The sequence below is a fragment of the Desulfosarcina variabilis str. Montpellier genome (genome assembly GCF_048565275.1).
Taxonomy (GTDB): domain Bacteria; phylum Desulfobacterota; class Desulfobacteria; order Desulfobacterales; family Desulfosarcinaceae; genus Desulfosarcina; species Desulfosarcina variabilis.
This window is the reverse complement of sequence record NZ_CP159846.1, coordinates 5,229,262-5,255,027: the sequence shown is the minus strand read 5'-3', so window position 1 is coordinate 5,255,027 and position 25,766 is coordinate 5,229,262. Positions and strand designations below refer to the sequence as shown.

16 protein-coding genes are annotated in these 25,766 nt (G+C 53.6%); 2 read left to right on the top strand and 14 right to left on the bottom strand.

The genetic code is table 11. The features are described 5' to 3' along the window. Positions 1 to 293: 293 nt before the first annotated feature. From Dvar_RS23735 to Dvar_RS23675, 13 genes are all read right to left on the bottom strand, one after another. A complete protein-coding gene (locus Dvar_RS23735) occupies positions 294 to 2,909 on the bottom strand; it encodes a 1-acyl-sn-glycerol-3-phosphate acyltransferase (RefSeq protein WP_419655600.1) in 2,616 nt (871 codons plus the stop codon). Positions 2,910 to 2,974: 65 nt separating this feature from the next. Next, entirely contained in the window at positions 2,975 to 5,275 is a 2,301-nt protein-coding gene (parC, locus tag Dvar_RS23730) for a DNA topoisomerase IV subunit A (RefSeq protein ID WP_419655599.1), read from the bottom strand. A 31-nt stretch (positions 5,276 to 5,306) separates the two neighbouring features. Then, entirely contained in the window at positions 5,307 to 7,217 is a 1,911-nt protein-coding gene (gene parE, locus Dvar_RS23725) for a DNA topoisomerase IV subunit B (RefSeq protein ID WP_419655598.1), read from the bottom strand. A gap of 362 nt (positions 7,218 to 7,579) precedes the next feature. Beyond that, complete coding sequence (locus Dvar_RS23720; protein ID WP_419655597.1) at positions 7,580 to 8,989, bottom strand: DUF2914 domain-containing protein; 1,410 nt, start codon at positions 8,987 to 8,989, stop codon at positions 7,580 to 7,582. Positions 8,990 to 9,579: 590 nt separating this feature from the next. Continuing rightward, positions 9,580 to 10,539, bottom strand: a complete 960-nt coding sequence (locus tag Dvar_RS23715; RefSeq protein ID WP_419655596.1) for an AAA family ATPase — start codon at positions 10,537 to 10,539, stop codon at positions 9,580 to 9,582. Between the two features lie 149 nt (positions 10,540 to 10,688). After that, complete coding sequence (gene dtd, locus Dvar_RS23710; protein WP_419655595.1) at positions 10,689 to 11,129, bottom strand: D-aminoacyl-tRNA deacylase; 441 nt, start codon at positions 11,127 to 11,129, stop codon at positions 10,689 to 10,691. Next, the gene (locus Dvar_RS23705; RefSeq protein WP_419655594.1) at positions 11,126 to 13,432 is read right to left on the bottom strand and encodes a Tex family protein; all 2,307 of its coding nucleotides are present in this window, start codon (positions 13,430 to 13,432) and stop codon (positions 11,126 to 11,128) included. The genes dtd and Dvar_RS23705 overlap by 4 nt, the downstream gene beginning before the upstream one ends. Positions 13,433 to 13,541: 109 nt before the next feature. After that, positions 13,542 to 15,824 carry a type I DNA topoisomerase gene (topA, locus tag Dvar_RS23700; RefSeq protein WP_419655593.1) on the bottom strand — a complete coding sequence of 761 codons (2,283 nt, stop codon included), beginning with the start codon at positions 15,822 to 15,824 and terminating at the stop codon, positions 13,542 to 13,544. Positions 15,825 to 15,888: 64 nt separating this feature from the next. Beyond that, positions 15,889 to 16,995 (bottom strand): DNA-processing protein DprA, encoded by a 1,107-nt coding sequence (gene dprA, locus Dvar_RS23695; RefSeq protein ID WP_419655592.1) that lies wholly within the window; start codon positions 16,993 to 16,995, stop codon positions 15,889 to 15,891. Further along, entirely contained in the window at positions 16,996 to 18,030 is a 1,035-nt protein-coding gene (gene secF, locus Dvar_RS23690) for a protein translocase subunit SecF (protein WP_419655591.1), read from the bottom strand. It lies immediately after the preceding gene. Between the two features lie 75 nt (positions 18,031 to 18,105). Then, positions 18,106 to 19,680: a protein translocase subunit SecD gene (secD, locus tag Dvar_RS23685; protein ID WP_419655590.1), complete on the bottom strand. Its 1,575-nt coding sequence runs from the start codon at positions 19,678 to 19,680 to the stop codon at positions 18,106 to 18,108. A 160-nt stretch (positions 19,681 to 19,840) separates the two neighbouring features. Then, positions 19,841 to 20,191: a preprotein translocase subunit YajC gene (gene yajC, locus Dvar_RS23680; RefSeq protein ID WP_419655589.1), complete on the bottom strand. Its 351-nt coding sequence runs from the start codon at positions 20,189 to 20,191 to the stop codon at positions 19,841 to 19,843. 179 nt (positions 20,192 to 20,370) lie between these two features. Then, a complete protein-coding gene (locus tag Dvar_RS23675; protein WP_419655588.1) occupies positions 20,371 to 21,864 on the bottom strand; it encodes an Rne/Rng family ribonuclease in 1,494 nt (497 codons plus the stop codon). Positions 21,865 to 22,193: 329 nt separating this feature from the next. On the opposite strand from Dvar_RS23675, the gene leuS reads away from it, so the two are divergent. Further along, positions 22,194 to 24,788: a leucine--tRNA ligase gene (gene leuS, locus Dvar_RS23670; RefSeq protein WP_419655587.1), complete on the top strand. Its 2,595-nt coding sequence runs from the start codon at positions 22,194 to 22,196 to the stop codon at positions 24,786 to 24,788. Between the two features lie 14 nt (positions 24,789 to 24,802). Then, complete coding sequence (lptE, locus tag Dvar_RS23665) at positions 24,803 to 25,324, top strand: LPS assembly lipoprotein LptE (protein WP_419655586.1); 522 nt, start codon at positions 24,803 to 24,805, stop codon at positions 25,322 to 25,324. A 90-nt stretch (positions 25,325 to 25,414) separates the two neighbouring features. On the opposite strand, the gene rpsT is transcribed toward lptE, so the two are convergent. After that, entirely contained in the window at positions 25,415 to 25,672 is a 258-nt protein-coding gene (gene rpsT / locus Dvar_RS23660; protein ID WP_419655585.1) for a 30S ribosomal protein S20, read from the bottom strand. Positions 25,673 to 25,766: the final 94 nt, after the last annotated feature.

Here is a 25,766-nt window from a genome sequence, read left to right as displayed (position 1 = left end):
ATCCTATTTCAATGGACGCTGTTCGATTTCCCGCGATGCATCTTGGGATTGGAACAAGGGATGACCTTATTGTTGGTCTATTCAATTTTGTAATATAAATTTCAAAAAATGAACCTATTCTATTTACTGAGTTGAAGTCAATATAAATTTCCTTGCTCAACAGAACGGCTTTAGCGTCATTTAGCAAGGCGTCAAAACAAATGATCAAGGCAGCGTTCAGCAATCCTTATGCCGCGTGACAGCGGCTGATTACCGACTAAAACCCGGCCATTTATGTCGCCTGGCCGCTACGACTAACGCATGATCAAATTTTGATAGCGCTGCAATGTATCATTCCACGGCCTGATCTTCTCCTCATCCTCGGAGCCTCGGATACCGTGCTTGGCGAAAAAATTGATGGCATTGTCGTAATAGGCCTTGGAGATCGATTCTTTCAGCCGGATCTCGCGCTGACGAAGCATGCGGTTTCCTATATTCAGCATCTTTTTCAGTATTTTTGATCGGTCGTGATGGTTACGGCGGTTTTTCGAAAAATACACCAGCGCGGTGCGGTAGGACTCCAGAAAAGGTTCGATATAACCCGCAAAAAACACCAGTTTGCGAAACCCTTCCGAACTTAGGTTGTAGGTGTCGGGCATCATCGGATGGGGAACAATGATCGCATCGTCGATAAAGGCTTTGACGGTTTTGCGGACAATAAATGCCGGTGGATGCACCGGGTCCGGATTGAATTCCTCGGATAACAGGTCCCGGAGATGCTGGTAGGTGTTGTGCAAGTCGGCGGCCGAGAACTGGAAAGCGTCTTTTTCCAGCACTGCCATGGCCGTCAGGGCCATCGGGATAAAATGATAGATGCTGATATTTTTGTAGTAATCCAGTGCATTGCGACGATGTTCAACGATGCGCCAAGCGTCCAGTTGGGCTTGTCCCTTTTTGGACTGGCTGTCGACCGCTTGGATAAATTTTCGTCCGCGATAATGCTTGATCGCGCCTTCCACCGCCGCCTGGTGCCCCTGGGCCAGGCTGTCGGCCAATTGGGCGTCCTGGGCCACCAAAAGACGCATGCAGGCATCAATCCGGAACATCAATTCTTTGCGAGTGACGATTTCCTTACCGCCCGACAACAGTGCACCGGCAATCAAGCTTTGAGGGGTCAACACACTCTGAGAGTCGATGCAATGCATCAGCTGGGTACCGATTTCACGGCAAAGGCGGTTTTGTTCTTTTGCGGTGAGGGCGCCGGCGGATAGTCCCTGATCGCTCAGAGCGCCGTTCATATCCAATGGCTCCCCGAAATTGATGTGCACACTACCATAGCGGTTTTTCAGCAGGGCTTTGGCCTTGAGCATTTGTCTGAAATTTTCCGGTGATTTTTTACCGCCACTGATTTCATGAAGATAGGATTTTTCGTCAGGAATCCGATCATAAGAAATAAAAACTGGGACAAAAATCAAATTCGGACAGGCTTTTTCGAAAAATGCGTGCAGCAAAATGTTAAGCATGCCCAACTGCGGCTGGAGCAGCTTCCCGCTGCGGCTGCGCGTGCCTTCAATATACACGGCAATGTTGAACCCCTCTTTGAGGAGTTGAAAAATATAGGCCGAAAACACCTTGGCATAAAACACGGCGCCCTTGAAACTGCGGCGCACAAAAAAGGCGCCGCCCCGGCGAAACAGTGATCCCATGGGCCAAAAGGCGAGGTTGATTCCGGCAAAGGTATGCGGGCAGGGCATGTGGTTATCGTATAGGGTATATAAAAGCAGCAGCGAGTCCATATGGCTTTTATGGGCCGGAACAAAAACGACCGGTCCTTTGCGCGCCACGCGTTTGATGCGGGTCAGCATCTCCTGGTTGAATGTCACCGATTCGAAAACCATGCCCCAAAAAGGCGTGAGCAACCGATGGACCAGATTGATGAAAGACGGGCTGTAATTGGCCGCAATTTCATCCACATAATCCATGGCTTCACGATGGGCATCATAAATGGTGATATCCCGGCGTTTGGCATAAGTGACCATGAATTGGCGCAGCTGCTCACTGGTCAGGATGTCCTGGCGAATCTCTTCCGGCGTTTTGACGGTGGGACCGGTGATGCTTTTGCGAGTGATGTTGATTTGTTTTAACAAGTCCCGGCGCAGCTTCATGGAAAGGTAGGCATCGCTTCGATGTTGATGCTGCGGCAAGGCTAGAAAATTTTTTAAATTCACTGGGTCGCCGATTTCGATGAAAATATCTCCGGGTTTGTTAAAAAGCGTGGCCAAGCGTCGCCATTTGCCCGGCTTTTGTGGCGACCCAAAAAAAATATCAACCAGCGTGGGCCATGTCGCCACCGGTTTTTTGCTGAAGAGAAGAAGCTGGGGAATCAGGCAAATGGGCCGGTCCACACTGCGCTGGATTTCGATCAGGTGGCGAATGGGATCGGTTTTGGATTTAATGAAACTGCGGTAAAAATCACGTTTCTCGATAAGCGGCAGAAAGGCGGTGGTGCCGCTTTCGATTTTTTTACGGATGTACCCGCTGCGGTAAGGGTTCCGGAACCGAAACCGACGCATGATTGACTGAATCTGGGCAATAAAGACGCGGGCCAGGCGATCCACGGGCTGCCACATGCGGATGGCACAGTCAAAGCACAGTTGCGGGAAGGGCAGACCTTCCTGCATATAACGGGTGTAATAGCATAAGAATTCAAAATAGCTTTTGTTTTTGGATACGTAAACAATCGTTGCCCTGTCGGGAAGATCGGCAAGGGTCGACTTGAGTTCGGGATTGATGCGGATGCCCGCGAACAGGCGTCGCAGAAAGAAAAGGGTGGCCATGCCGATCTTATCGGGCACAAAGCAGGTGAACCCCGCTTCCGGCTTTACGGTCGGGTCGCTAGCCGACGACGCGACCGGAGTGTTTGTTTTCATATACGTTTCGGTCCTATGCGCTTCGCTTAACAAAAATGCCTGACATTATCGCTAAGCGGTGTGTTTCAGCTTGGGTCACCGTCATCGGGCGTCAACGCCAATGGTGCCTGGGCGGGCGCTTCACTTTCCAGGCGATCGACGTTCTGAAATCCCCGGGGAAGTTTTTTTCCGCGTCGGCCACGTTCACCTGCATATTGGGAGAGGTTGCCCGCCGTGAGCTTGAAAAAGCGTTTGCCGGCAAAGATCGTCAATGAACCTTCGGCTGGTATCAGACACAGATGGGTCAACAGTTCCTGGCGTTCCCTGGCCCGTTTGGCTGGGATTTGGATGATTTTATTGCCTTTTCCCTTGGCCAGGGCCGGCAGAATGCCCAATGGAAAGACCAGCATGCGCCCTTCACTGGTAACGGCCGCCAAAAGTTGTTCGTCGACGCGCTCAAAAAGGATCGGGCTGAGTGGCTGAGCGCCTTTGGGCAGGCTTAAAACCGCCTTGCCTTTGGTATTCCGGGTGACCAAATCGTCAAACGTGGCAATGAATCCGTAACCGGCATCCGAGGCCATGAGCAACCGTTGGTCCGGTGGGGCCATGATCACCGTGCTGACGGTGGCGCCGGCCGGCAATACAAAACGGCCGGTCAGCGGTTCACCATAGCCTCTGGCCGACGGCAGGGTGTGGGCCGAGAGACTGTAAGTACGGCCGCTGGAATCCAGAAAAACCACGGGCTGGTTGGTTTTACCCCGGGCGGCATCCAGATAGTGGTCGCCGGGCCGGTAAGCGGCTTCCTCGGGGGCGATCTCATGACCTTTGGCGGCCCGTACCCACCCATTGGCCGACAGGATGACGGTCACCGGCTCGACCGGTGCCAACTGTTCTTCGGAAATGGCCTGAGCCTCCTCGCGCTTGACAATGGCGGTACGCCGTTCGTCGCCATAGGCTTTGGCATCCGCGCGAAGTTCCTTCTTTATAAGGGTCTTGAGGCGTGCCGGGGAATTCAGGGTCTTTTCCAGAACGTCGCGTTCCTTGTCCAGGTCCTGTTGCTCACCACGGATTTTCATTTCCTCCAGTTTGGCCAGGTGGCGCAATCGCAGTTGCAGGATGGCTTCGGCCTGGATATCGGTGAGATTAAAGGTCGACATGAGAACCGGCTTGGGTGCGTCTTCGGTGCGGATGATGCGGATTACCTCGTCAATGTTTAAATACGCCACCAGCAGCCCTTCCAGGATGTGCAGGCGTTCTTTGACTTTGTCAAGTCGGTATTGTAAGCGATTTCTGACGGTTGTGGTTCGAAAGCTAATCCATTCATTTAACAGTTCGACAAGGCCTTTTACCCCGGGCTTGCGATCCAGGCCAATGACGTTCAGGTTAATGCGGAAAGTCTTTTCGAGCTCGGTCGTGGCAAACAGGTGCGCCATGAGCGCATCCTTGTCGACCCGGTTGGAACGTGGGACGATGACTATTCGAATCGGTTCTTCATGATCGGATTCATCGCGCAGGTCAGCCACCATGGGCAGTTTTTTCTTGTTCATCTGGGCTGCGATCTGCTCCATGACCTTGGCCGGCGAGACCTGATGGGGCAGGGCATTGATGACGATATCGCCGTTTTCCAGCTCAAAGGTGGCCCGCATGCGGATAATCCCCTTACCTTTTCGATAAATATCGGCAATTTCAGCTTTGGGGGTGATAATCTCGGCGCCGGACGGATAATCCGGCCCCTGGATATGCTCGCAAAGCGCCTCGACATCGGCGTTGGGATGGTCGATCAGGTGGATGCAGGCGGCCACGACCTCGCCCAGGTTGTGGGGGGGGATATCCGTGGCCATGCCCACGGCGATGCCGGTGGTGCCGTTGAGCAGGATATTGGGCAGCCTGGCCGGAAGCATCTGAGGTTCCTTGAGGGTACCGTCGAAATTGGGGACCCAATTGACCGTTCCCATGGCGATTTCCGACAGCAGAATGTCCGCATAGGCCGATAACCGGGCCTCGGTGTAACGCATGGCGGCAAAGGATTTGGGATCGTCCGGTGCCCCCCAGTTGCCCTGGCCGTCGACCAGTGGATAACGGTAGGAAAAGGGCTGGGCCATGAGCACCATGGCTTCATAGCAGGCCGTATCCCCGTGGGGATGAAATTTGCCCAGGACATCGCCCACGGTGCGGGCCGATTTTTTGTATTTGGCAGCGGCCTTGAGGCCCAGTTCGCTCATGGCGTAGACGATGCGGCGCTGTACCGGCTTGAGGCCGTCGCCGATATGCGGCAGGGCGCGATCCATGATCACGTACATGGCGTAATCCAGGTAGGCCTGCCGGGTAAACTGCTGCAAGGGCATCTTTTCGGCGCCCTCGATGCGCAGGGGGGTTGACTCTTCCATAGTTGTTATGTTGTCTTTCCTTTGTTTTTATTCAATCCACAGCCGCCAGATCGCCGCTTTCCTCGATCCATACGCGGCGGTCAGCAGCCCGTTTCTTGGCCAGCAGCATATCCAGGGTGGAAAAGGTCTCCTGATCCTCATCCACGGTCAGCTGCACCAGGCGGCGGGTGTCCGGGGCCATGGTGGTTTCGCGTAGTTGCACCGGGTTCATTTCTCCAAGCCCCTTGAATCGCTGGACATTGATTTTGGCGTTGGGTTTTTTGGATTCCAGGCGCCGGACAATGGCGGTTTTTTCGGCTTCGTCCAGTGCGTAGCGCACCTCTTTGCCCATGTCGATGCGGTACAAAGGCGGCATGGCCACGAATACATGGCCAGCTTTGACCAGGGGGGTGAAATGCTGTAAAAAGAGCGCGCAAAGTAAGGTGGCGATATGCAGACCGTCGGAGTCCGCATCGGCCAGGATACAGATTCGCCAATAACGCAGCCCTGACAGATTCTGCGACCCCGGATCCACGCCGATGGCCACAGCGATATCATGCACCTCCTTGGATCCTAAGATCTGGGTGGATTCCACTTCCCAGGTGTTGAGGATTTTCCCCCGCAGGGGCATTACCGCCTGGGTCTGCCTGTCCCTGGCCTGTTTGGCCGAGCCGCCGGCTGAATCGCCTTCCACCAGAAACAGCTCACTGCGAGCCGGATCCTGACTGATGCAGTCGGCCAACTTACCAGGCAGGGCAGGGCCGGCGGTGACTTTTTTGCGCTCTATTTTTTTGCCTGCCTTGAGGCGGTTACGGGCGTTTTCAATGGCCATTTCCGCCAGGCGTTCACCGGCTTCAGTGTGATGGTTGAGCCAGAGGCTGAAGGCATCCTTGACCACCCCGTTGACAAAAGAAGCGCACTGCCGGGACGATAGACGCTCTTTGGTCTGACCGGAAAACTGAGGGTCGATCATCTTGGCCGAAAGCACATAGGCGCACCGATCCCAGATGTCATCGGGGGCCAGTTTCACCCCCCGGGGGATCAATTTGCGGAATTCGCAGAATTCACGAATGGCGGCCAGTAATCCGGATCGGAAACCATTGACGTGCGTGCCGCCCTGGGGTGTGGGAATCAGATTGACGTAGCTTTCGGTCAGGTTATCGCCACCTTCCGGTTGCCATGCAACCGCCCAGGCCACGGCCTCACCGTCACCATCCACTTTGCCGACAAACGGCTCATCGGGAATGCGTTCATCGCCGGTCAAGCCTCCCTCCAGATACTCCTTGAGACCGTCCTCGTAGTACCAGGTTTCTTTCTCGCCGCTGTCTTCGTTGGTGAAGGTTACCGTCAGCCCCGGACACAGCACCGCCTTGGCGCGCAGGGTGTGACACAGACGCGGGACTGAAAAACGGATGGTATCGAAATAGGTGGCATCGGGCCAAAAGCGGATGAAGGTACCCGTGTTGCGCTGGCCTACCGTGCCGACCTCGGTCAGGTCCTGCTGTTTATTCCCACCGGCAAAGCAAATGAAATATTTTTTGCCGTCGCGACGGACTTCGACATCAAGGCGGGTGGACAGGGCGTTGACCACCGACACACCGACGCCGTGCAATCCGCCGGAAAACTGGTAGTCCTTGTTGGAAAATTTGGCGCCGGCATGCAATTTGAGCAGAATTACCTCGACCCCGCTAATGCCTTCTTCAGGGTGGATATCTGTTGGCATTCCCCGGCCGTCATCAGTAACGCTCAATGATCCATCACCGTGCAGGATCACATCAATGCGTTTGGCGAACCCGGCGATGGCCTCATCCACGCTGTTGTCAATGACTTCCTGGGCCAGATGGTTGGGGCGCTGGGTGTCTGTGTACATTCCCGGTCGCCGCCGCACCGGATCGAGCCCTTTGAGCACTTCCAAAGAGGAGGCATTGTAATCATTTTTGCTGGCGCCGTTGGTGTTGAACAATTGATTGCTTTTAATGGCAAAACCTCCGCAACAAAATAGGGTTGCCTGACCCGGACCACCCGCCTGTTGCCGGGGGAAAGTCCCCGTTAATAAATAGTTTGAAGGCGTGTTGGTGTGGGGGGGCGAATCAGGTTGGCCCTGTTATGATAGTTGTCTGAAAAAAAATCAATACTGTATCTTGTGGTTCAGAGGGATTATGATGAATTTGGCGATGAAATGCAATAGTTGTGATGCAATCCAAAAGGTCAATCGGATTAGGGTCGATCTCTTAATCCGAATCCGATAAACCTGAATCACATGCGATTGTTTTGATGCAATCCCAAGCGTGGGCGTCGAGCGCTTGATTGCGGCAAGTCCTCAAATCAGTCGATTTCGAAATAAAGACGCCTTAGCAACTGGTCGTTATCGTCGGTGATATCAACGCGCCAATGCCCGCGATAACGATCCTTGTCGATACTTTTAAGACTCCATGTCCGCCAGAAAGGGGCGCGGACGCTCAACTTGACTCGGTTCACAATCTGACCTTCATGATAATAGATGTGCCGGATGGTTGTTGGATAGTGTTCAGCCTGAACATGGGACCATACATAGACGCGCCCTACGGAAAACGGGAATACGCTGGCCACCCCGTCTGGCATCCGGTCCTTGATCGACGTACAGATGGCCGCTTTCAATACTTTGATGTTGGCTTCGGCCGGTTGGGTGACCTTTTCGTCTGGCACGGCTGCAGTCTCTTTGGATTTAACAGGCTTCTGGCTGTTTTGATCCACAACGGGCGGCGTTGGCTCGCTCTGCCGCACCGGCTGTGCCGGCGGATTCGCCGGCGGTTCGGGGGCGATGGGGGGCAATAGGGGCACGGTATCAGGCTTTTCAAAGCGTGATGTCTTATGCGGTATTGCCCATTGGGATGAGGTGGAAGGGGGGGGCGATGGCGCTGTTCCGGTGGTGACCGATATCTGTTTATCAAAGAAAAAAACATGGTACACGCCGATGCCGCTGAAAACCAAAATCGTTGCCCCCAGCAGCAGGACAACCAGGGAGACCAGAAAGTCACGGGACGGTCGCGGCCAGCCCTTGAGGGCACCGTCTGAAAAAGTTGACAGAAACCCAATGCCGACAGCTTTAAAAAAATCAATGACTTTGTGATGGATTGGTATAATTTCGGATTTAGAAGAAATCCTGTCTGTTTTGGGGGCAGGCCCGGGCGCGTGGTCTATCCCATGGCTGACCTGGGACGGCGGAGCAAACTTAGAAAAATGAATTAAAACAGACGATTCCCGGTTTTCATCAATCGTGTCGGCCGCGTCGGGGGTGGGTTCATCAGAACGAGCGTCGTCAGTCGATACATTTTTCTTTCCCGACAAAGATGGTGTGGCATTGGGCGGCGCGGTTGCATCAATGGCTTTTGCTGTGGTGAGCTGGAACCGTTCTTTCCTTTGATTGACCCATTCCACCAAGGATGTGAGCGCATTGGCTAAAGCTACTTTCCACCCCGTGGCCGGTGCGATGTCGACCTGAGGGGCATCGGATTGCTCTTTCTTTTCATTGGCGGAATCATAAAGCGCCAAAGCCTGTTGCGTGTCCACCCCGATCACACGCGAATAAGACGATATATACCCTTTTACATAGGGACCTTTGGGTATTTTTTCGTAATCATCTTTTTCAATGCAGTCGAGATACAGCTCAGATATTTTGGTTAATCGGGCAACCTCACGCAAACTGAGATTTTTAGACTCTCGCTCTTTTTTAAGGTAAACGCCAACGGTTTCCATGGGAGGGGCTCCAGTCGCGTCGGCCTTCATTTTGCTTTCATGAGGGTCATCTAACGTTTGGATCGAGGAATCCATGGGATTCAACCTTTGTTCAAGGGTTAATTCGTGTCAACGAATCGTAAATCGTATTCGTAAACACTGGCTGCCCATCCATAAACGACCATTTTTTCCGATATCGGCATGGCCTGAAAAATTCTATCCTCGAAATATCAGCGATCGCCTTTTGGTAAGCGCATTCGAGCGGCTTGATCAAAGACTCAATTTGCCTGAATATGGACGGACAACAACGATTAGACTAAATTTAATTGTGTGCTCGGCTGGATGGTTGCCGGTCGGTGACCGTTCGATTGATCGTCAGCACGGAGAAAAAAGCGGATGCGTTTATCATTGATCGAATCGAGCCATGATCCAATAACTGTCTTTGTTGCTTGTGTGACAAGCAACGACAATGGGGTACAAAATGGAAAAATTACCTCATTCTTCTGAATGAATAGCAAATCCGACAGGATTGGACAAGCTTTGAATGGTGTCTGCTTTTACGACCGGCAAAATTGTAAAAGAGCGACAATACGAATTGGATCGAAGCTGGGTTAGACCATCTCCATCCTTAACGTGATTCGGCGCAGTGCCTTGGTAAAATTGCCGTTTGATGTTCTGGATACATATGGCACCAGGTCCACGGCACTTTGCTGAACCTGTGATTCAAAAGGCAAACACCCGAAATAATCCAAATCAATGGACAGGATTTTACGGGATACATTTTTAAGCCGCGTAACCAGCTCGTCAACCTGCGCTTGGGCCTGGATCATGGTGACGATGGTGGCCGGCCGAAAATCATCGATGACTTTTTTGACAAACGGGACTTGGGATGGATATTCGTTTTCCAGATGGCTCAGCAAATTACTGATATGACGGGCGTGGGCCGTGTCCTTTGAGAAAAAAAAATCCCTGATCAGCTGTTCCAAATGGCGGTCACTGTTTTTGTAATGCACGGATTCAGCACCGAAAAGGCGTGTCAATTTTCGCTGTAGGGATAGTTTGATAAACCCATAGGCGTCCATATATGAAGCGGGTTCACAGGTCGTCAGAATCAGTCCCTGGTCCGCAGCAAGGTAAAAATCGAGGATGTTGTAGGTTGTGTCGCCCCCCAAGTCGATAATCACATAATCGGCGTCAAGATCTTTAATGGCGCGCAGCAGTTTTACTTTTCGGGAAAAATGAATGTTGGCATCACCCAGCTTGCAACCGCTTCCGCCGATAAGCCGAGGGCCGTACTTGGTGGGAACCATGATGTCGTCAATACAGGAAACGGTCTTGTTCAGAAAATCATCAATGCAGTGAGGCAGACTCCAGAGGCCCATATAAAGGTGAAGATTCGACGCGCCCAGATCAAGGTCCACCAGCACTGTTTTTTTGCCTAATTGGGAGAGCAGCACCCCCAGATTGGCGACGAACAGGCTTTTTCCAATTCCGCCCTTGGCGCCGCCCACGGCAATGATTTTGCCCGGTCCCTTGGTGGACCGATGGTTTTCATGTTGGTGTTGGGGCATGATTGTCCGAAATCCGTCAGTGCCGGTTTTAAGTCGCCAATGCGAAAATTTTTTTTATTCGATCGCATTGCTATGAATATCGGACAAATGCCGTGAAACTTTACAGCAGTATCAACGGCAAAAAAGATCACAAAAAGATGAAGGCCGGATTACCGGCTATGAACCATCAGCGTGACAGGCCCGTCGTTGACGATGGTGACCTGCATCATGGCACCGAACCGGCCGGTCTGAACCGCTACGCCCAGTTGCCTGACCTGATCGATGAAGCGCTGGTAGAGCCTTTGGGCCGGCTCCGGTGGAGCGGCATGGGCAAAAGAGGGACGCCGCCCTTTACGACAATCTCCCAAAAGGGTGAACTGGGAGACCACCAGCATCTGGCCTCCCTTATCACAAAGCGACCTATTCATCTTGCCTTGCGTGTCCTCGAAAATACGCAGGTTGGCCACTTTGGCCGCCAGGTAGTCTGCATCGGCATCACTGTCACCAACCGCCACGCCCAGCAGTACATTGAGACCCGGCCCGATGGCGCCCACGACCTTTTCATCGACTGTGACGCGGCTTTCTGTCACGCGCTGAACGACGGCGATCATCGTTTGCCTTGCGATTGTCGGGACGCTTTTTTAAAGGCCTCGGCAAAAGGGTTGTTAAATGGCTGGGGGCCTGATGGCGCGGGTTTACCCCGTTTGGCAGGTTTGGCAGGCGGGCGGCCCCCGCTTTTTCGTTTGGGCGGGTTGGCTGAGGCAGCTTGCGGTTTTTTGCCCGGTTGACTGCGCATGGACAGGCCGATGCGGCGTCTGTCCAGATCCACTTCCAGGACCGTCACCTTGACTTTTTGTTGCACGCTGACCACCTCTGAGGGGGTTTTGACAAAGCGGTCGCACAATTCGCTGATATGCACCAGGCCGTCCTGATGAACACCGATGTCCACGAAGGCACCGAAGTTGGTGACATTGGTCACGATACCGGGCAGGCGCATGCCCGGCTTAAGATCCTGAATCGTCGAGACATGCTCGTCAAAGGAAAACTGTTCGAATGGCTCGCGGGGATCCCGGCCTGGTTTGGCCAGTTCGGCGACAATGTCCGTAAGCGTCGGCAGCCCCACGGCGTCACTCACATAGTGGTTCAGATCGATCTTTTTGCGCAGCGCTTCATCGTTGATCAGATCGGATACGCCGCACCCCAAATCCTGGGCCATGGCCTGGACCACCGGGTAGCTTTCCGGATGCACCGCACTGGCATCCAGCGGATTTTCACCGCCTTTAATGCGCAGAAAGCCGGCGCACTGCTCAAACGCCTTGGGCCCCAGGCGTCGCACCTGCTTTAGATCTTTACGGCTTGTGAATGCGCCGTGTTCATCCCGGTAAGCGACGATGTTTTTGGCCAGCTGGGGACCCAGCCCCGACACATAGGTGAGCAACTGGACACTGGCGCGGTTTATCTCAACCCCGACTCCATTGACGCAGCTGATCACAACGTCGTCCAGGGACCGCTTCAGGGAAAACTGATCCACATCGTGCTGGTACTGGCCGACACCGATGGATTTGGGGTCGATCTTAACCAGTTCGGACAGCGGGTCCATCAGCCGCCGGCCAATGGAGACCGCCCCGCGCACCGTGATGTCCTGGTCGGGGAACTCCTGGCGGGCGATTTCCGATGCCGAATAGATCGAGGCCCCGCTTTCGTTGACCATGATCACCGGCAATACCTTGGCATCGATGGATTTTTCAACGAACGCCTGGGTCTCCCGGCCGGCCGTACCATTGCCCACGGCAACGGCCTCGATGGCGAATTGACTGCACAGGGTCTGGACGGTTTGCGCGGCCGCCTCGGCCTGACGATCAGAGCCGTGGGGATAGATGGTGTCATTGTGCAGCAATTTTCCCTGGCGATCCAGGCATACCACCTTGCATCCGGTGCGATAGCCCGGGTCAATGCCCATGACGCGTTTGGCCCCCAAAGGAGATGCCAGCAGCAACTGGCGTAGGTTGTCGGCAAAAACGCGAATGGCCTCATCATCGGCCCGTTCCTTGAGGGCCACGCGCACCTCGGTTTCCATGGAACGCGACAACAGCCGTTTGTAAGCATCGTGAGCGGCCAGCCGCACCTGCTCCGATGCCGGGCGATCGCTTTTGACGAAAAGATCTTCGAGGATGGCCAGGGCCGGTTCGGCATCCGGGGCGATGGACAGGCTCAGAATGTCCTCCTTTTCACCGCGCCGCATGGCCAGGATGCGATGGGACGGCGCGGACGTGACCGGTTCGCTCCAGTCAAAATAATCCTTGTATTTGGCGCCCTCGGTTTCTTTGCCGGTGATCACCTGGCTTTTGATGATGGCCGTTTGGGCAAACAGTTCCCGGATGCGGGAGCGGGCCTGTTGATCTTCGTTGATGATTTCGGCGACAATATCCCTTGCCCCGGCCAGGGCATCCTCGGCAGATTCAACGCCTTTTTCCGCATCCATATAATCGGCGGCCCATTCCACGGGGTCGCCTTGCTCCTGGCCCAGCAGCATTTCGGCCAGCGGCTCCAGTCCCTTTTCACGGGCAATGGTTGCCCGCGTGCGGCGCTTGGGCCGGTAGGGCAGGTAAATGTCTTCCAACTCGGTCATGGTCTGGGCGGCCAGCACCTGATCTTTGAGCGCGTCGGTCAGATGACCATGTTGTTCCAAAGATGCCAGGATCGTTTCCCGGCGATCGTCCAATTCCTGCAATTGCGCCAGGCGATCGCGGATGGTGGATACGGCGACTTCGTCCAGGCTACCGGTGGCTTCCTTGCGATACCGGGCGATAAAGGGCACCGTGGCCCCTTCATCCAAAAGTTTGGCCACGGACTCGATCCGTGACGCGTCCAGATTCATTTCAGCGCCAATCAGGCGAATGTGGGCTGTATTCATGGGCGTTTTCGTGTTTTTTTAGGTTATGGTGTTGGTTGCGTTTATTGAGTTTGTTGAATTTGTCGGGGTTGTGGTTGTAAGGGGCGACCCAGCGGTCGCCCCGATCGGGCTATTCGGTGTCAGGCGGCATGCGATGGCGGCATTCACGGTTGGGGCAGACCCAGACGGTTCCCTCGCGCTTGGTGGTTTTTTCTACCATATAGGCGTTGCCGCAAGCCGGGCAGGCTTTGGCGATGGGTCGGTCCCAACTGGCAAAACTGCAATCTGGATAGCGGTTGCAACCGTAAAAGACCTTGCCCCGCTTGGACCTTTTTTCAACGATTTCACCATCGCAGCCCGCTTCGGGGCAGGCCATGCCAATCGGTTTGGCATTGGGGCCGCTGTTCAGCGACTGGGTATGTTTGCATTCCGGGTATCCTGAGCAGGCCAGGAAATCACCGTAGCGACCGCGTTTGATGACCATTGGTTTGCCGCATTTATCGCATGTTTTGTCGGTGGCTTCGCTCTGCACCGGCGCCACCGGTGAAATCGCACCTTTCTCATCCCGTTCATAGTCACTGGAATAGGTACACTCGGGGTACCCTGAACAGGCCAGAAAATGGCCGTTCTTGCCCATTTTAATGCGCAGCGGATTTTTTTTGCACAAAGGACAGGTCAGCTCCGTGGGCATGCCCACGCCTTTGACGCTAAGCATGCCTTCTGCGGCTTCCTCCAACTTTTTGCTGAACGGGCCGTAAAAATGTTTGAGAATGGTCAGGGCCTCCACATCCGCCTGTTCCACCCGGTCCAGATCGGATTCAAGGCGGGCGGTGAACTCCACATCCAGAATGTCGGGGAAATTGGCGATCAGCAGGTCATTGACGATGAAGCCCAGTTCGGTGGGCCGAAAATAGCCTTTGAGCAGTTCCACGTAGCCCTTGTCCCGGATCGTGGACAAGATCGCGGCATAGGTGCTGGGCCGGCCGATCCCGTTTTCTTCCAGTTCCTTGACCAGCGACGCTTCGGAAAAGCGTGGCGGCGGCTGGGTAAAATGCTGTTTGGGATCGATGGATAAGAGGTCGAGCACGGATTTTTCGTCAAGCTCCGGCAGGGGCTGGCTTTTTTTATTGCTCTCCGCCTCGTCATCGGCGCTTTGATACACGGCCAGAAAGCCGGGAAACTTCACCGATGATCCACTGGCGGTGAGGGTGTATTCAGCGGCAGCGATGGACAGGGTTTTCTGATCGATCAGCGCCTGGGCCATCTGGGAGGCCATAAAGCGTTGCCAGATCATCGTGTACAGGGCCAGTTGATCCTTGGAAAGATGGGGTTTGACTTTTTCGGGTGTATGATAGACCGACGTGGGGCGGATGGCCTCATGGGCGTCCTGGGCCTTGTTTTTGTTTTTGAACACCCGCGGTTTGGCAATGGCGTAATCCTTGCCGAATCGCTCCTGGATCAGTGCCAAGGCTTCCTGCGCCGCTTCGTCAGCAATGCGGGTTGAATCGGTTCGCATGTAAGTGATCAAACCGACCGGCTCGCCGGGTCCCAAATCGATGCCCTCATAAAGTTGCTGGGCAACCATCATGGTTTTCTTGGCCGAGAAGCGCAGTTTGCGAATGGACTCTTGTTGTAATTTGCTGGTGATAAATGGCGGCAGGGGATTGCGCCGGGTGGTGCGCTTGACGATTTTATCGAGCACGAAACCGGCGGCTTCCAGATCCTTGACAATGGCACTGGCCGTGGCTTCATCGGGAATTTCGATTTTTTTCCCGTTTTTGCGCGCCAGTTTGGCGGAAAATGGCGGTGGCTGGTTGCCCTTTAAATTGGCGGTGATGGACCAGTATTCGACCGGCGTGAAGGCCTGGATGGCCCGTTCCCGATCGCAGATAATGCGCACGGCCACAGATTGGACCCGACCGGCGGAAAGACCACCCTTGACCTTGCGCCACAGCAAGGGCGAAATCTGGTAACCCACCAGGCGATCAAGGATGCGGCGGGCCTGCTGGGCCTCATATTTGTCGCGATCCAAATCCTGGGCCTTTTGCATGGCCTCCAGGATGGCGTTTTTGGTCAGTTCGTGAAACAGGACCCGATGAAAGCGGCGGCCCTTTTTTTTCAGCACATCGGCGGTGTGCCAGGCAATGGCTTCACCTTCGCGATCCGGGTCAGGGGCCAGATAGATGTCGGCCGTATCGCCGGCAGCCGATTTCAATTGACTCAGCACTTTGGATTTGCCTGGAATGGTGCGATAGTGGGGGGAAAAATCGTTTTCTATATCAATTCCCAAATCCTTGCTGGGCAGATCCTTGATATGGCCGACCGTTGCGGCGACATTGTAGTCGTTGCCCAGATATTTTTTAATGGTTCTGACCTTTGTCGGTGATTCCACGATTACCAGGGGTTTACTCACCAGATACCTCTTTTTGTTGTTTTCTATCGTTTACCGTAAACAAACGGTTTTATGGTTCATGATATCATTTAATGCCGGCCTTCAGCGCAAACCGTTTTCCCGGTGATTGGGATGCCAGTCCCTTTAGTTCCAATTGAAGCAGTATCCCGGACAATTTGCCCGATGGCAACCCCAATTTACGAGCCAGATCGTCGATATGCACAGGATCCGCCTCGAGACTATCCATAACCATGGCTTCGGATTCCGTCAAATGGGGCCGGACAGATTCAGGCGGCGTTGGATCTGCCGGAGGCCGAGAATTGATGTGGGCAAACTCATCCAGCACATCCCAGGCATGGGCCACCAGCTTGGCGCCTTCTTTGATCAACTTGTGAGTGCCCACACTTTTGAATGAATGAATATTGCCTGGTACGGCAAATACGTCCCGGCCCTGTTCGGCGGCCAGACGGGCGGTGATCAGGGACCCGCTGCGGGCCGTGGCCTCCACCACCACGGTTCCATGGCTCATGCCGCTGATAATGCGGTTGCGGACCGGAAAGTGATGCGCATCCGGCCCGGTGCCAAGGGCAAATTCAGTGATCACCGCCCCGTTTTCGGCAATTTGATGATACAGCCGTTCATTCTCCCGAGGATAAATGCGGTCCAAGCCGGTTCCGATAACGGATACTGTTTTTCCTCCAGCGGCAATGGCACCAGCATGAGCGGCGCTGTCGATGCCTCGGGCCAGGCCGCTGACGATGGTTACGCCTTGTCTGACCAGATCCATGCTCAACTGCCGGGTGGCACTGATGCCATAGTCCGTGGCATGGCGGGACCCCACGACCGCAATGGTCAGGTCATCGGTCGCTGGCAGGGTACCGTAAACATAAAGCACCGGTGGGGGGTCCGGAATCTGGGTTAAAAGCGCTGGATACTGCGGGTCGGCCTGGGTGATGATCTGATATCCTTTTTTTTGCGCTGCCTCCCACTCCTGATTGGCTGCTGTCCCTCCCCGATGGCCCAGGATGGCGGCTGACAGGCGGGCAGTGACACCCTGAACCGCTAGAAGGGCCGGTTCGTCGGCGGCAAGCACCGCATCCGGTGATCCAAGATGGTTGACCAGCCGCGTGAACAGCAGATTGCCCACACCTGGCACGCTTTTCAGGGCAAGCCAGGGCCGCGGGTCAGCCATTTACTTGCTCCGTGTCTGCCATGCCAACAAAATAGGACTGGCCACATAGACTGACGAATAGGTTCCAACCAATACGCCAATCAGCAGGGCAAAGGAAAAGTCGTGAATAATACCGCCACCGAGCACAAACAAGGCGATCACCACAACCAGGGTGGTCAGGGAGGTGAGCAGTGTCCGGCTCAGGGTTTCATTGACGCTTTTATTTAGAATCGTGGCCATGGATTCCCGATGATATTTGCGCAGATTCTCCCGGATACGATCGAAAACAATAATCGTATCGTTAAGGGAATAGCCGATGATGGTGAGCAGTGCCGCGATGATGGGCAAGGTGAATTCTATGTCGAATATGGAAAACAGGCCGACTGTGATGGTCACATCGTGAATCAGAGCCACGATGGCGCCCATGGCATATTTGAATTCAAAAAACCAGAAAATCACCAAACTGACTATCAGGGCCGCCAGCATTAAAAAAGGAACTGACACATTGAACAATGAAAGCACATAGACCGCTCCCATGAGGGCAGCGGCGACAATCCCACTTTTGGCCCATTTCAATTCAAACCGGCCGGAAATATACACGGTGATGAAAAGCAGGGCATAAAACATGGCAAACAACGCTTTTTCGCGTAAATCCTGACCCACCTGGGGCCCCACCATTTCCATGCGCCGGAGTTCCACCGATACACCGGTAGCCTCGCCCAACTGGTTTTCAATGGTTTCAGAAAGCCCTTCCATGGCCGATGTGGTTATATCGGTGCGGATCAGGTATTCGTTATCGCCAACATGACCGAACTGTTGAATCGTCGATGCCTTCATATCCATTTTGGCCAGTCCGTCCTTGATGCGATCGATGGCAACAGGCGCCGAGAATTTAACCTGAACCAGGGTGCCGCCGGCAAAGTCGATGCCATAACGGGGACCTTTATGGATCAGTAGCGAGCCGATGCTGATCATGATCATCAGTACCGAAAGGATGAAGGCGATCTTCCGTTTGCCGATAAAGTCGATGTTAATACCCGGTTTGACTAACTGCATGTAACAATTCCTCGATGGTGGGGTTTCTGTTGCCGACCGATGCTGACGGTGGAGCTTGGCAAATCGCGTTTGCCCCTAAATACTGATCGTACGTATTTTTCGGTTGATTAAAAAATAATCAAAAATGGCGCGGGTCGCCACCAATGCCGTAAACAAACTGGCCACCACGCCGAGGCTCAATGTGACGGCAAACCCTTTTACCGGACCGGTCCCGAATTGAAACAGGACCAAGGCGGCGATCAGGGTGGTGACATTGGCGTCCAGAATGGTCAGCGTGGCGCGATCATAACCGGCGTCAACCGCGGCGCGAGGCGTTTTGCCCAGTCGCATTTCCTCTCGGATACGTTCGAAAATCAGCACATTGGCATCCACGGCCATCCCAATCGTCAAAATAATTCCGGCAATGCCCGGCAGGGTCAGGGTAGCGCCGAAACCGGCCAGTCCGCCGGCAATGAGAAGGATGTTCAGAATCAGCGCGAAGTCGGCCACGATTCCGGACCCCTTGTAGTAGATCGCCATAAACAGGACGACGAGAAGCCCTCCCACGCACATGGAAAGCAGCCCCATGCGAATGGAGTCGGTTCCCAGGGATGGGCCGACGGTTCGTTCTTCCAGTATCTGCACCGGTGCCGGCAGTGCACCGGCACGCAATACGATAGCCAGATCGCGCGCCTCCTCGGTGGTGAAATTGCCGGTGATGCGGGCCTCTCCGCCGGCGATTTTTTCCTGGATGACCGGGGCCGAGTAGATATTGTCATCCAACACGATGGCCAACCGTTTTTTCACGTTTTCCTCGGTGATGCGGGCAAACAGACGGGCGCCTTTTTTATCAAAGGTAATCGATACATAAGGCTCATTGTACTGGCTGTCGATTTGTACCTTGGCATCGGTCAGATAGGCGCCGGTAAGTGAGGTTCGTTTTTTTACCAGATAGGGAATCTTGCTGATGTGATGGGTCGTTGGATCTTCTTTGGTTTCGTAAAGAATTTCGCTGCTGGCGGGAACGTTGCCTTTCAAGGCGGATTCAATATCGTGGTCTTCGTCGAGCAGTTTGAATTCCAAAAGGGCGGTTTTACCGATCAGGCCCTTGGCGCGCTTGGTATCCTTGATGCCGGGCAGTTGGACCAGAACCCGCCGTTCGCCTTGAATGCGGATATCCGGTTCACTGACGCCGAACTGGTCGATACGGTTGCGAATGGTTTCCAACGCCTGATCCACGGCCATCTTGCGGATATGATCGGCTTCCTTGTCCGGAAGATCCAAGACCACCTCGCGAACCCCTTCACTGTCTGATCGTTTTACGATTCTAAGATCGCGAAACTCCTGATCAAGCAGTTCCTCCAGACGGTCGGCCTCGGTATCGGCCACCTTGACCGATAATTTGGCAGCCTCAATGCGATCCAGACCCACGGTGCGAATTTGCTCTTTGCGAAGCATCTCGCGCAGTTCCTGACCCATCCGTTCGATGGTGTTGTCAACGGCTTTATCTGCGTCGACTTCCAAAACCAGGTGCATGCCACCTTGAAGGTCTAACCCCAGATTGATTTTTTTATGGGGCCAAATACCGGGACGGAATGTCGGAATCACATAAACCGCAGCGATCAAAATGACCGCTGCGATGATGATGAGCCTCCAAGAAAGATTTTTCAACGTTGTTTCCTTTCATGATCTGTTCGCCAATACCCGACGCGTCAAGATGCCTGCCATTAACCTGCAGCAACAGGACCGCGCCTGACGCAAGTCAATAGGCTGGCATCAAATGAGGCGTTGGGGACAAAACAATGCGAACTTAGGCTTTACCGTTGTCGGATTAGTCTTTCTTATCTTTTTTTGGGCTGGCCGGCGGGGAAGTAGTCTGCATCAGGCCGGAGACGCTGCTCCGATTTACGCGCACGCGAACCTTTTCGGCGATTTCCACGGTCAGAAAGGCTTCCGATACACCGGTGATCCGACCATGCAACCCACCAGCGGTGATAATGCGGTCTCCGGTTTTCAGATTTTCGATCATTTGGCGATGTTCTTTTGTCTTTTTTTGCTGCGGACGGATCAAGAGGAAATAAAAAATCACGAACATGAGGATCAGCGGTATAAACGACGCGAATCCTCCTGCACCGCCAGGTGCGGCTCCTCCTGCCTGTCCCATTGCATAAGCGATACTCATCAGTAAAAAAACCTCCTATAGAAAAATTCAAGCGGTTGCTGATCTGGTTGTCAACCGTATTGTCCGTCATCATGCTGGGTAGGCGACATGTGAAAGTGGCGCAGGTATACTGCAAATCACCCCCCTCGTCAAATCATTCTTGGTGATCATGCGCATCTAAAGACGTGCCAAAAATGTCTTTAAGAGGCTGGATTCTCCTCGGTTTTGGTTTTCCGGTCATAGTTGAATTCCATCTGGCCGGGGATCAAATCGTCACGGGCAGTGATATTGATGGTGATGCCCCGCTTATATTCCAGATCGCTCAGTTCCCTGCGCTTGCGGTTGAGCAGGTAGGTCGCCACCTGGACTGGCAATTGCGCGGAAATCTGACGCAGTCCGTCTTTCAGGGAGTCGAGTTTGAGCTTGCGCAGTACACTGAGTCCCAGCGATTCCGTGGACGGTACCTGTCCCTTGCCATTGCAATGCGAACAGGTTTGCATGCTGCCAAAATCAATGGAAGGACGCAGGCGCTGACGGGACAGTTCCAACAGACCGAATTTTGAAATTTTGCCGAGTTTCACTCTAGCCCGGTCCTGTTTCATGCTGGCCCGGAGTGTCTTTTCCACCTGATTGCGGTGTTTTTGTTCCCGCATATCAATGAAATCAATCACGATCAACCCACCCAGATCCCGAATCCGGAGCTGGCGGGCGATTTCTACCGCCGCCTCCAGATTGGTCATCAGCGCGGTTTCCTCGATATTTTTTTTCTGGGTTCCCTTGCCTGAATTGACATCAATGGCCACCAGCGCCTCGGTCCGTTCCAAAACAACCGATCCTCCGGATTTGAGCCCCACCCGATTGTTAAAGATTGTCGCGATTTGATCTTCCAGTTGAAAACGGGTGAAGATGGGTTTGTCCGACTTATGGAGTTTGACAATACCGGTCTGCTTGGGAGAAATGATGCGCAGGAAATCTTTCACCTCATGGTGCACGGATTCATCGTCAATCAATATTTCTTTGATGTCCGCTGAAAAGTGATCACGGATGGACCGCACGGCCAGGTTTCGGTCCTTGTACAGAGCGCACGGCGCCTGGGCATTGACGGCCCGCTCGGTAATATCCTTCCACAAACGCAGCAGGTAGCGGACGTCCTTGGACAGCATGGTTTTCGTGCATCCCTGGCCGGCCGTGCGGATGATCAGGCCGAATCCATCCGGCAGATCGAGTTTGTCGATAATCTCCTTGAGCCGATTGCGTTCCGTCTCATCATCAATCTTGCGGGAGATGCCGCGATTACTGCTGCCCGGCATCAGAACCGCATGGCGGCCCGGCAGGGAAACAAATGTGGTGAGCATGGCCCCTTTTTTCATGATCGGATCTTTGGTCACCTGGACCACGAGTTCCTGGCCGCGCTTAACTAAGTTTTGAATGCTGTGACCGTTGGTCGGCGGGTCCTGAAAATAGTCACTGTGGATCTCCTGGCGTTGCAAAAATCCGTGACGTTCAGCGCCGAAATCAACAAATACGGCTTGGAGACTGGGTTCAATTCGGGTGATAACCCCCTTGAAAATGCTGCTGTGGAGAATCTCCCGGGCCGCGCTCTCGATATGAAACTCTTCGAGTCGACAGTCCTTGACAATAGCAAGGCGCACTTCTTCGGGGTCCACCGCATTAATGAGAATTTTACTGGTCATTCGTCGGAAGCGGTTTTCCTTTCAATTTTACGTACATTAAATTTCCTTAAATAATCGATTGTTAGGCCTAAGTCAACGGTATTTTGGTATACTGCAGGAAAAAGATGGGATGCCTGAAATAATAATAATGAATTGATTTATTATACCAATATGATTGGTTGATGGGAAGGGGCAAACGATTCAATTGCATGCGGATGCCGTCGATGCGCACTGGCCTGAGTGAGGCTGCTAGGGACTTCGACGCTTGCTATTTAGCGGGCTTTGTGGCATGAGAGAACCTCTCCAATACAGGTAAAATAAACAATATTCGCAAGAAGATAGGAAGATTTATGGATTCACGCTATCATCCTCAAAAAATTGAAGCCAAATGGCAGAAACGGTGGCAGGCCGACAATCTGTTCAAGGTTGTCGAGGCACCCGATCAAAAAAAATATTATCTGCTCGAAATGTTCCCGTATCCATCCGGTAAAATCCATATGGGACATGTGAGGAATTATACCATCGGTGATGTGGTGGCTCGCTACAAACGCATGCGCGGGTTCAACGTGTTGCATCCCATGGGCTGGGACGCTTTCGGTATGCCCGCCGAAAATGCGGCCATCGCCAACAACACCCATCCGGCAAAGTGGACCTACGAAAATATCAATGCCATGCGGGCCCAGCTCAAGCGTATTGGCTTTTCCTATGACTGGGATCGGGAACTGGCCACCTGCCGTCCCGAATATTATCGCTGGGAACAGTGGCTGTTTTTGAAAATGGTCGAAAAAGGCATGGCCTATCGCAAAGAATCCTATGTCAACTGGTGTGAGCCCTGCCAGACCGTTTTGGCCAACGAGCAGGTGGAAGCGGGCATGTGCTGGCGCTGTGGTAAGCCGGTACGGCAAAAAAAGCTGTGGCAATGGTTTTTCAAAATCACCGACTTTGCCGAAGATCTGTTGGTGCATTGCGATATGCTGCCCGGTTGGCCGGACAAGGTCACCACCATGCAGCGCAACTGGATCGGCAAAAGTATGGGGGCGGAAATCCGTTTTGCCGTTAAGGACAGCGATGCTTTGATCAGCGTTTTTACCACCCGGCCGGATACGATTTTCGGTGCGACGTTTATGTGTCTGGCCCCCGAACACCCGTTGGTTCCCGAACTGGCGGCCGGGACTGAGCAGGAAGCGGCCGTGACCGCCTTTGTCGATCGCATTGCCCTGCAGGACCGCTCCAGCAAAGCTATCGAAAATTATGAAAAAGAAGGGGTTTTTACCGGTGCCTATTGCATCAACCCGATGAACGGCAGACAGATGCCCATTTATACGGCCAATTTTGCCCTGATGGAGTACGGCACCGGCGCCGTGATGTCGGTTCCGGCCCATGATCAGCGCGATTTTGATTTTGCCCGCAAATACGATCTGCCCGTGGTTGTGGTGGTCAGTCCGCCCGATGAAGCCCTTGACGGGGATACCATGGCCGCCGCTTACACCGATGACGGCACCATGGTCAACTCCGGTGATTTCAACGGCATGCCCAATCGAAAGGCCATGGAGGCTATCACCGACTATATGGACAAAAACGATCTGGGTAAAAAGACGGTCAGTTTCCGACTGCGGGACTGGGGGATCTCCAGGCAACGGTATTGGGGGGCGCCCATTCCCATGATCCACTGTCCCGACTGTGGGATCGTACCGGTTCCGGAATCCGATTTGCCCATCGTGCTGCCCGAAGATGCGGACCTTTTGGAGGGGGGGCGCAGTCCACTGCCCACGCTGGACGAATTCGTCCGAACCCGCTGCCCCCAATGCGGCCGGGAGGACGCCCGGCGTGAAACCGATACGATGGATACCTTTGTGGAATCCTCCTGGTATTTTGACCGGTATTGCAGTCCCCGCTGCGACACGGCCATGTTTGATACGGCTGCGGTCGATTATTGGATGCCTGTAGATCAGTACATTGGCGGGGTGGAGCATGCCATCTTGCACCTGTTGTACTCGCGCTATTACACCCGCGTGCTGGAAGCCATGGGGCTGGTCAAATTCAAGGAACCCTTTACCCGGCTGCTCACGCAAGGCATGGTCTGCAAGGAAACCACCGCCTGTCCCGAACACGGGTTCCTCTTCCCCGAACAGGTCGTTGACGGAGACGATGACACGCGTACCTGCATCGAGTGCGGCAAACCGGTGACCGTCGGCCGGGTTGAGAAAATGTCCAAATCCAAGAAGAACGTCATTGATCCCAATGTGCTGCTCGATCAATACGGTGCGGACACCACGCGGTTGTTTTGTTTGTTTGCCGCCCCGCCGGAAAGGGATCTGGAGTGGAGCGACCAGGGCGTTGAAGGCAGTTACCGGTTTTTGCAGCGGGTCTGGCGCCTGGCCGAGCGTTGGCTGCCCGTTGTGGCGGACTGTAAAAATGCTCCGGTTGATCCCGCCACCCTGACGGGATCATTTAAAGAGGTGTATCGCAAAACCCATGAGACCATCAAACGGGTGACTCAGGACATCGAGGAACGGTTTCATTTCAACACGGTTATCAGTGCAGTCATGGAATTGGTCAACACCATGCAGGCCATCGAGGATCTCAAAGCGGACGATGCAAGCAAACAGACGGTTCGCTTCGGACTTGAAACCGCCGTACTGCTGCTGTCCCCCATTGTGCCTCATTTCTGCGAAGAGCTGTGGGAGGCCCTGGGATATAACCAAAGCGTCTTGCTCAGCGCCTGGCCGGTTTTTGACGAGGCCGCCACGATAAAAGATGAAGTGGAAGTGGTGGTGCAGGTCAATGGCAAATTGCGCAGCCGTTTTAATGCGGCCCTGGATGCTGACCCGGAATCGCTTAAGGAACGGGCGCTGGCCGATGAGCGCATTATTGCCTTTGTCGGTGAAAAGCCGATTAAAAAAGTGATTACGGTCAAGAACAAGCTTGTTAATATTGTTGTTTGAAACACGGTGATACGATGAAAATCCAATTTAATTGGATGTTTATAGGATGGCTCATAGCGGCAATGGTGACCGCCTGCGGCTACCATTTTGCCGGTGGCGGAAGATTTCCGGCGGGGGTGACACGCATATTTATCCCCATGATGGAAAACCGAACCACGGAAACCGGCGCGGAAAGAGTGTTTACCAATGACCTGATTTATGAATTCACGCGAAGTCGCAAGGAGGGCTTGGCCAAAGACCGATCTGCGGCAGATGGGATCCTTCTTGGAACCATCGTTAGTTTTTCCGTGGAAAACATTTCCCGGTCCAGTGTCTCAACCGCCATTGAGCGGCGAGTGACCGGCACCTTGAGCCTGCGGCTCGAATCACCGGATGGACGTGTACTCTGGCGATCGGCAAATATTGTTGAGCACGAAGCCTTTAACGTGGTGGCCGAAAATAAAACGAAAACGGATCAGTACAAGTCGGATGCGATTGCCGAAATTTCCAAAAAGATAGCCGAATCGGCCTTCACGCAGCTGACGGATGACTTCTGATCTATCCGCATTAGCTGTATTTTTTCAAGATCGGCAGTGGCGCTTCCACTGCCGATCATTCGTTGTGATGCTGCAGATGGTGGATATAAACTACAGGGCGTTGACCTTTTTGGCCAAACGGGAAATTTTGCGGGCGGCCGTGCGTTTATGGAGAACCCCTTTTTTAGATGCTTTATCGATGACGGATTTGGCGACATTGAAGCGCTGACCGGCATCATCGGCATTTTCCGCTACGGATAGATTCACATCTTTAACGACATTTTTAACCCGTGTCTGAACAGCTTTGTTGCGTTGGCGCCGCTGTTCGCTTTGAATGGCGCGTTTTAGTGCTGACTTATGATTAGCCACCGTGCTAGTACTCCTTTCGGAAATAAATTGGAAAAAACATAAAATTTCCAAATAAACAAAACATTTGAAAAAGTCAAGGGATTTTATTGATCGT

What these genes read in the sequence shown, in the direction of transcription:
- Dvar_RS23735 (WP_419655600.1), bottom strand. Translation starts at nt 2,909, where the DNA reads ATGAAAACAAACACTCCGGTCGCGTCGTCGGCTAGCGACCCGACCGTA.
- parC (WP_419655599.1), bottom strand. Translation starts at nt 5,275, where the DNA reads ATGGAAGAGTCAACCCCCCTGCGCATCGAGGGCGCCGAAAAGATGCCC.
- Dvar_RS23720 (WP_419655597.1), bottom strand. Translation starts at nt 8,989, where the DNA reads ATGGAAACCGTTGGCGTTTACCTTAAAAAAGAGCGAGAGTCTAAAAAT.
- Dvar_RS23715 (WP_419655596.1), bottom strand. Translation starts at nt 10,539, where the DNA reads ATGCCCCAACACCAACATGAAAACCATCGGTCCACCAAGGGACCGGGC.
- dtd (WP_419655595.1), bottom strand. Translation starts at nt 11,129, where the DNA reads ATGATCGCCGTCGTTCAGCGCGTGACAGAAAGCCGCGTCACAGTCGAT.
- Dvar_RS23705 (WP_419655594.1), bottom strand. Translation starts at nt 13,432, where the DNA reads ATGAATACAGCCCACATTCGCCTGATTGGCGCTGAAATGAATCTGGAC.
- dprA (WP_419655592.1), bottom strand. Translation starts at nt 16,995, where the DNA reads ATGGCTGACCCGCGGCCCTGGCTTGCCCTGAAAAGCGTGCCAGGTGTG.
- secF (WP_419655591.1), bottom strand. Translation starts at nt 18,030, where the DNA reads ATGCAGTTAGTCAAACCGGGTATTAACATCGACTTTATCGGCAAACGG.
- yajC (WP_419655589.1), bottom strand. Translation starts at nt 20,191, where the DNA reads ATGAGTATCGCTTATGCAATGGGACAGGCAGGAGGAGCCGCACCTGGC.
- Dvar_RS23675 (WP_419655588.1), bottom strand. Translation starts at nt 21,864, where the DNA reads ATGACCAGTAAAATTCTCATTAATGCGGTGGACCCCGAAGAAGTGCGC.
- leuS (WP_419655587.1), top strand. Translation starts at nt 22,194, where the DNA reads ATGGATTCACGCTATCATCCTCAAAAAATTGAAGCCAAATGGCAGAAA.
- lptE (WP_419655586.1), top strand. Translation starts at nt 24,803, where the DNA reads ATGAAAATCCAATTTAATTGGATGTTTATAGGATGGCTCATAGCGGCA.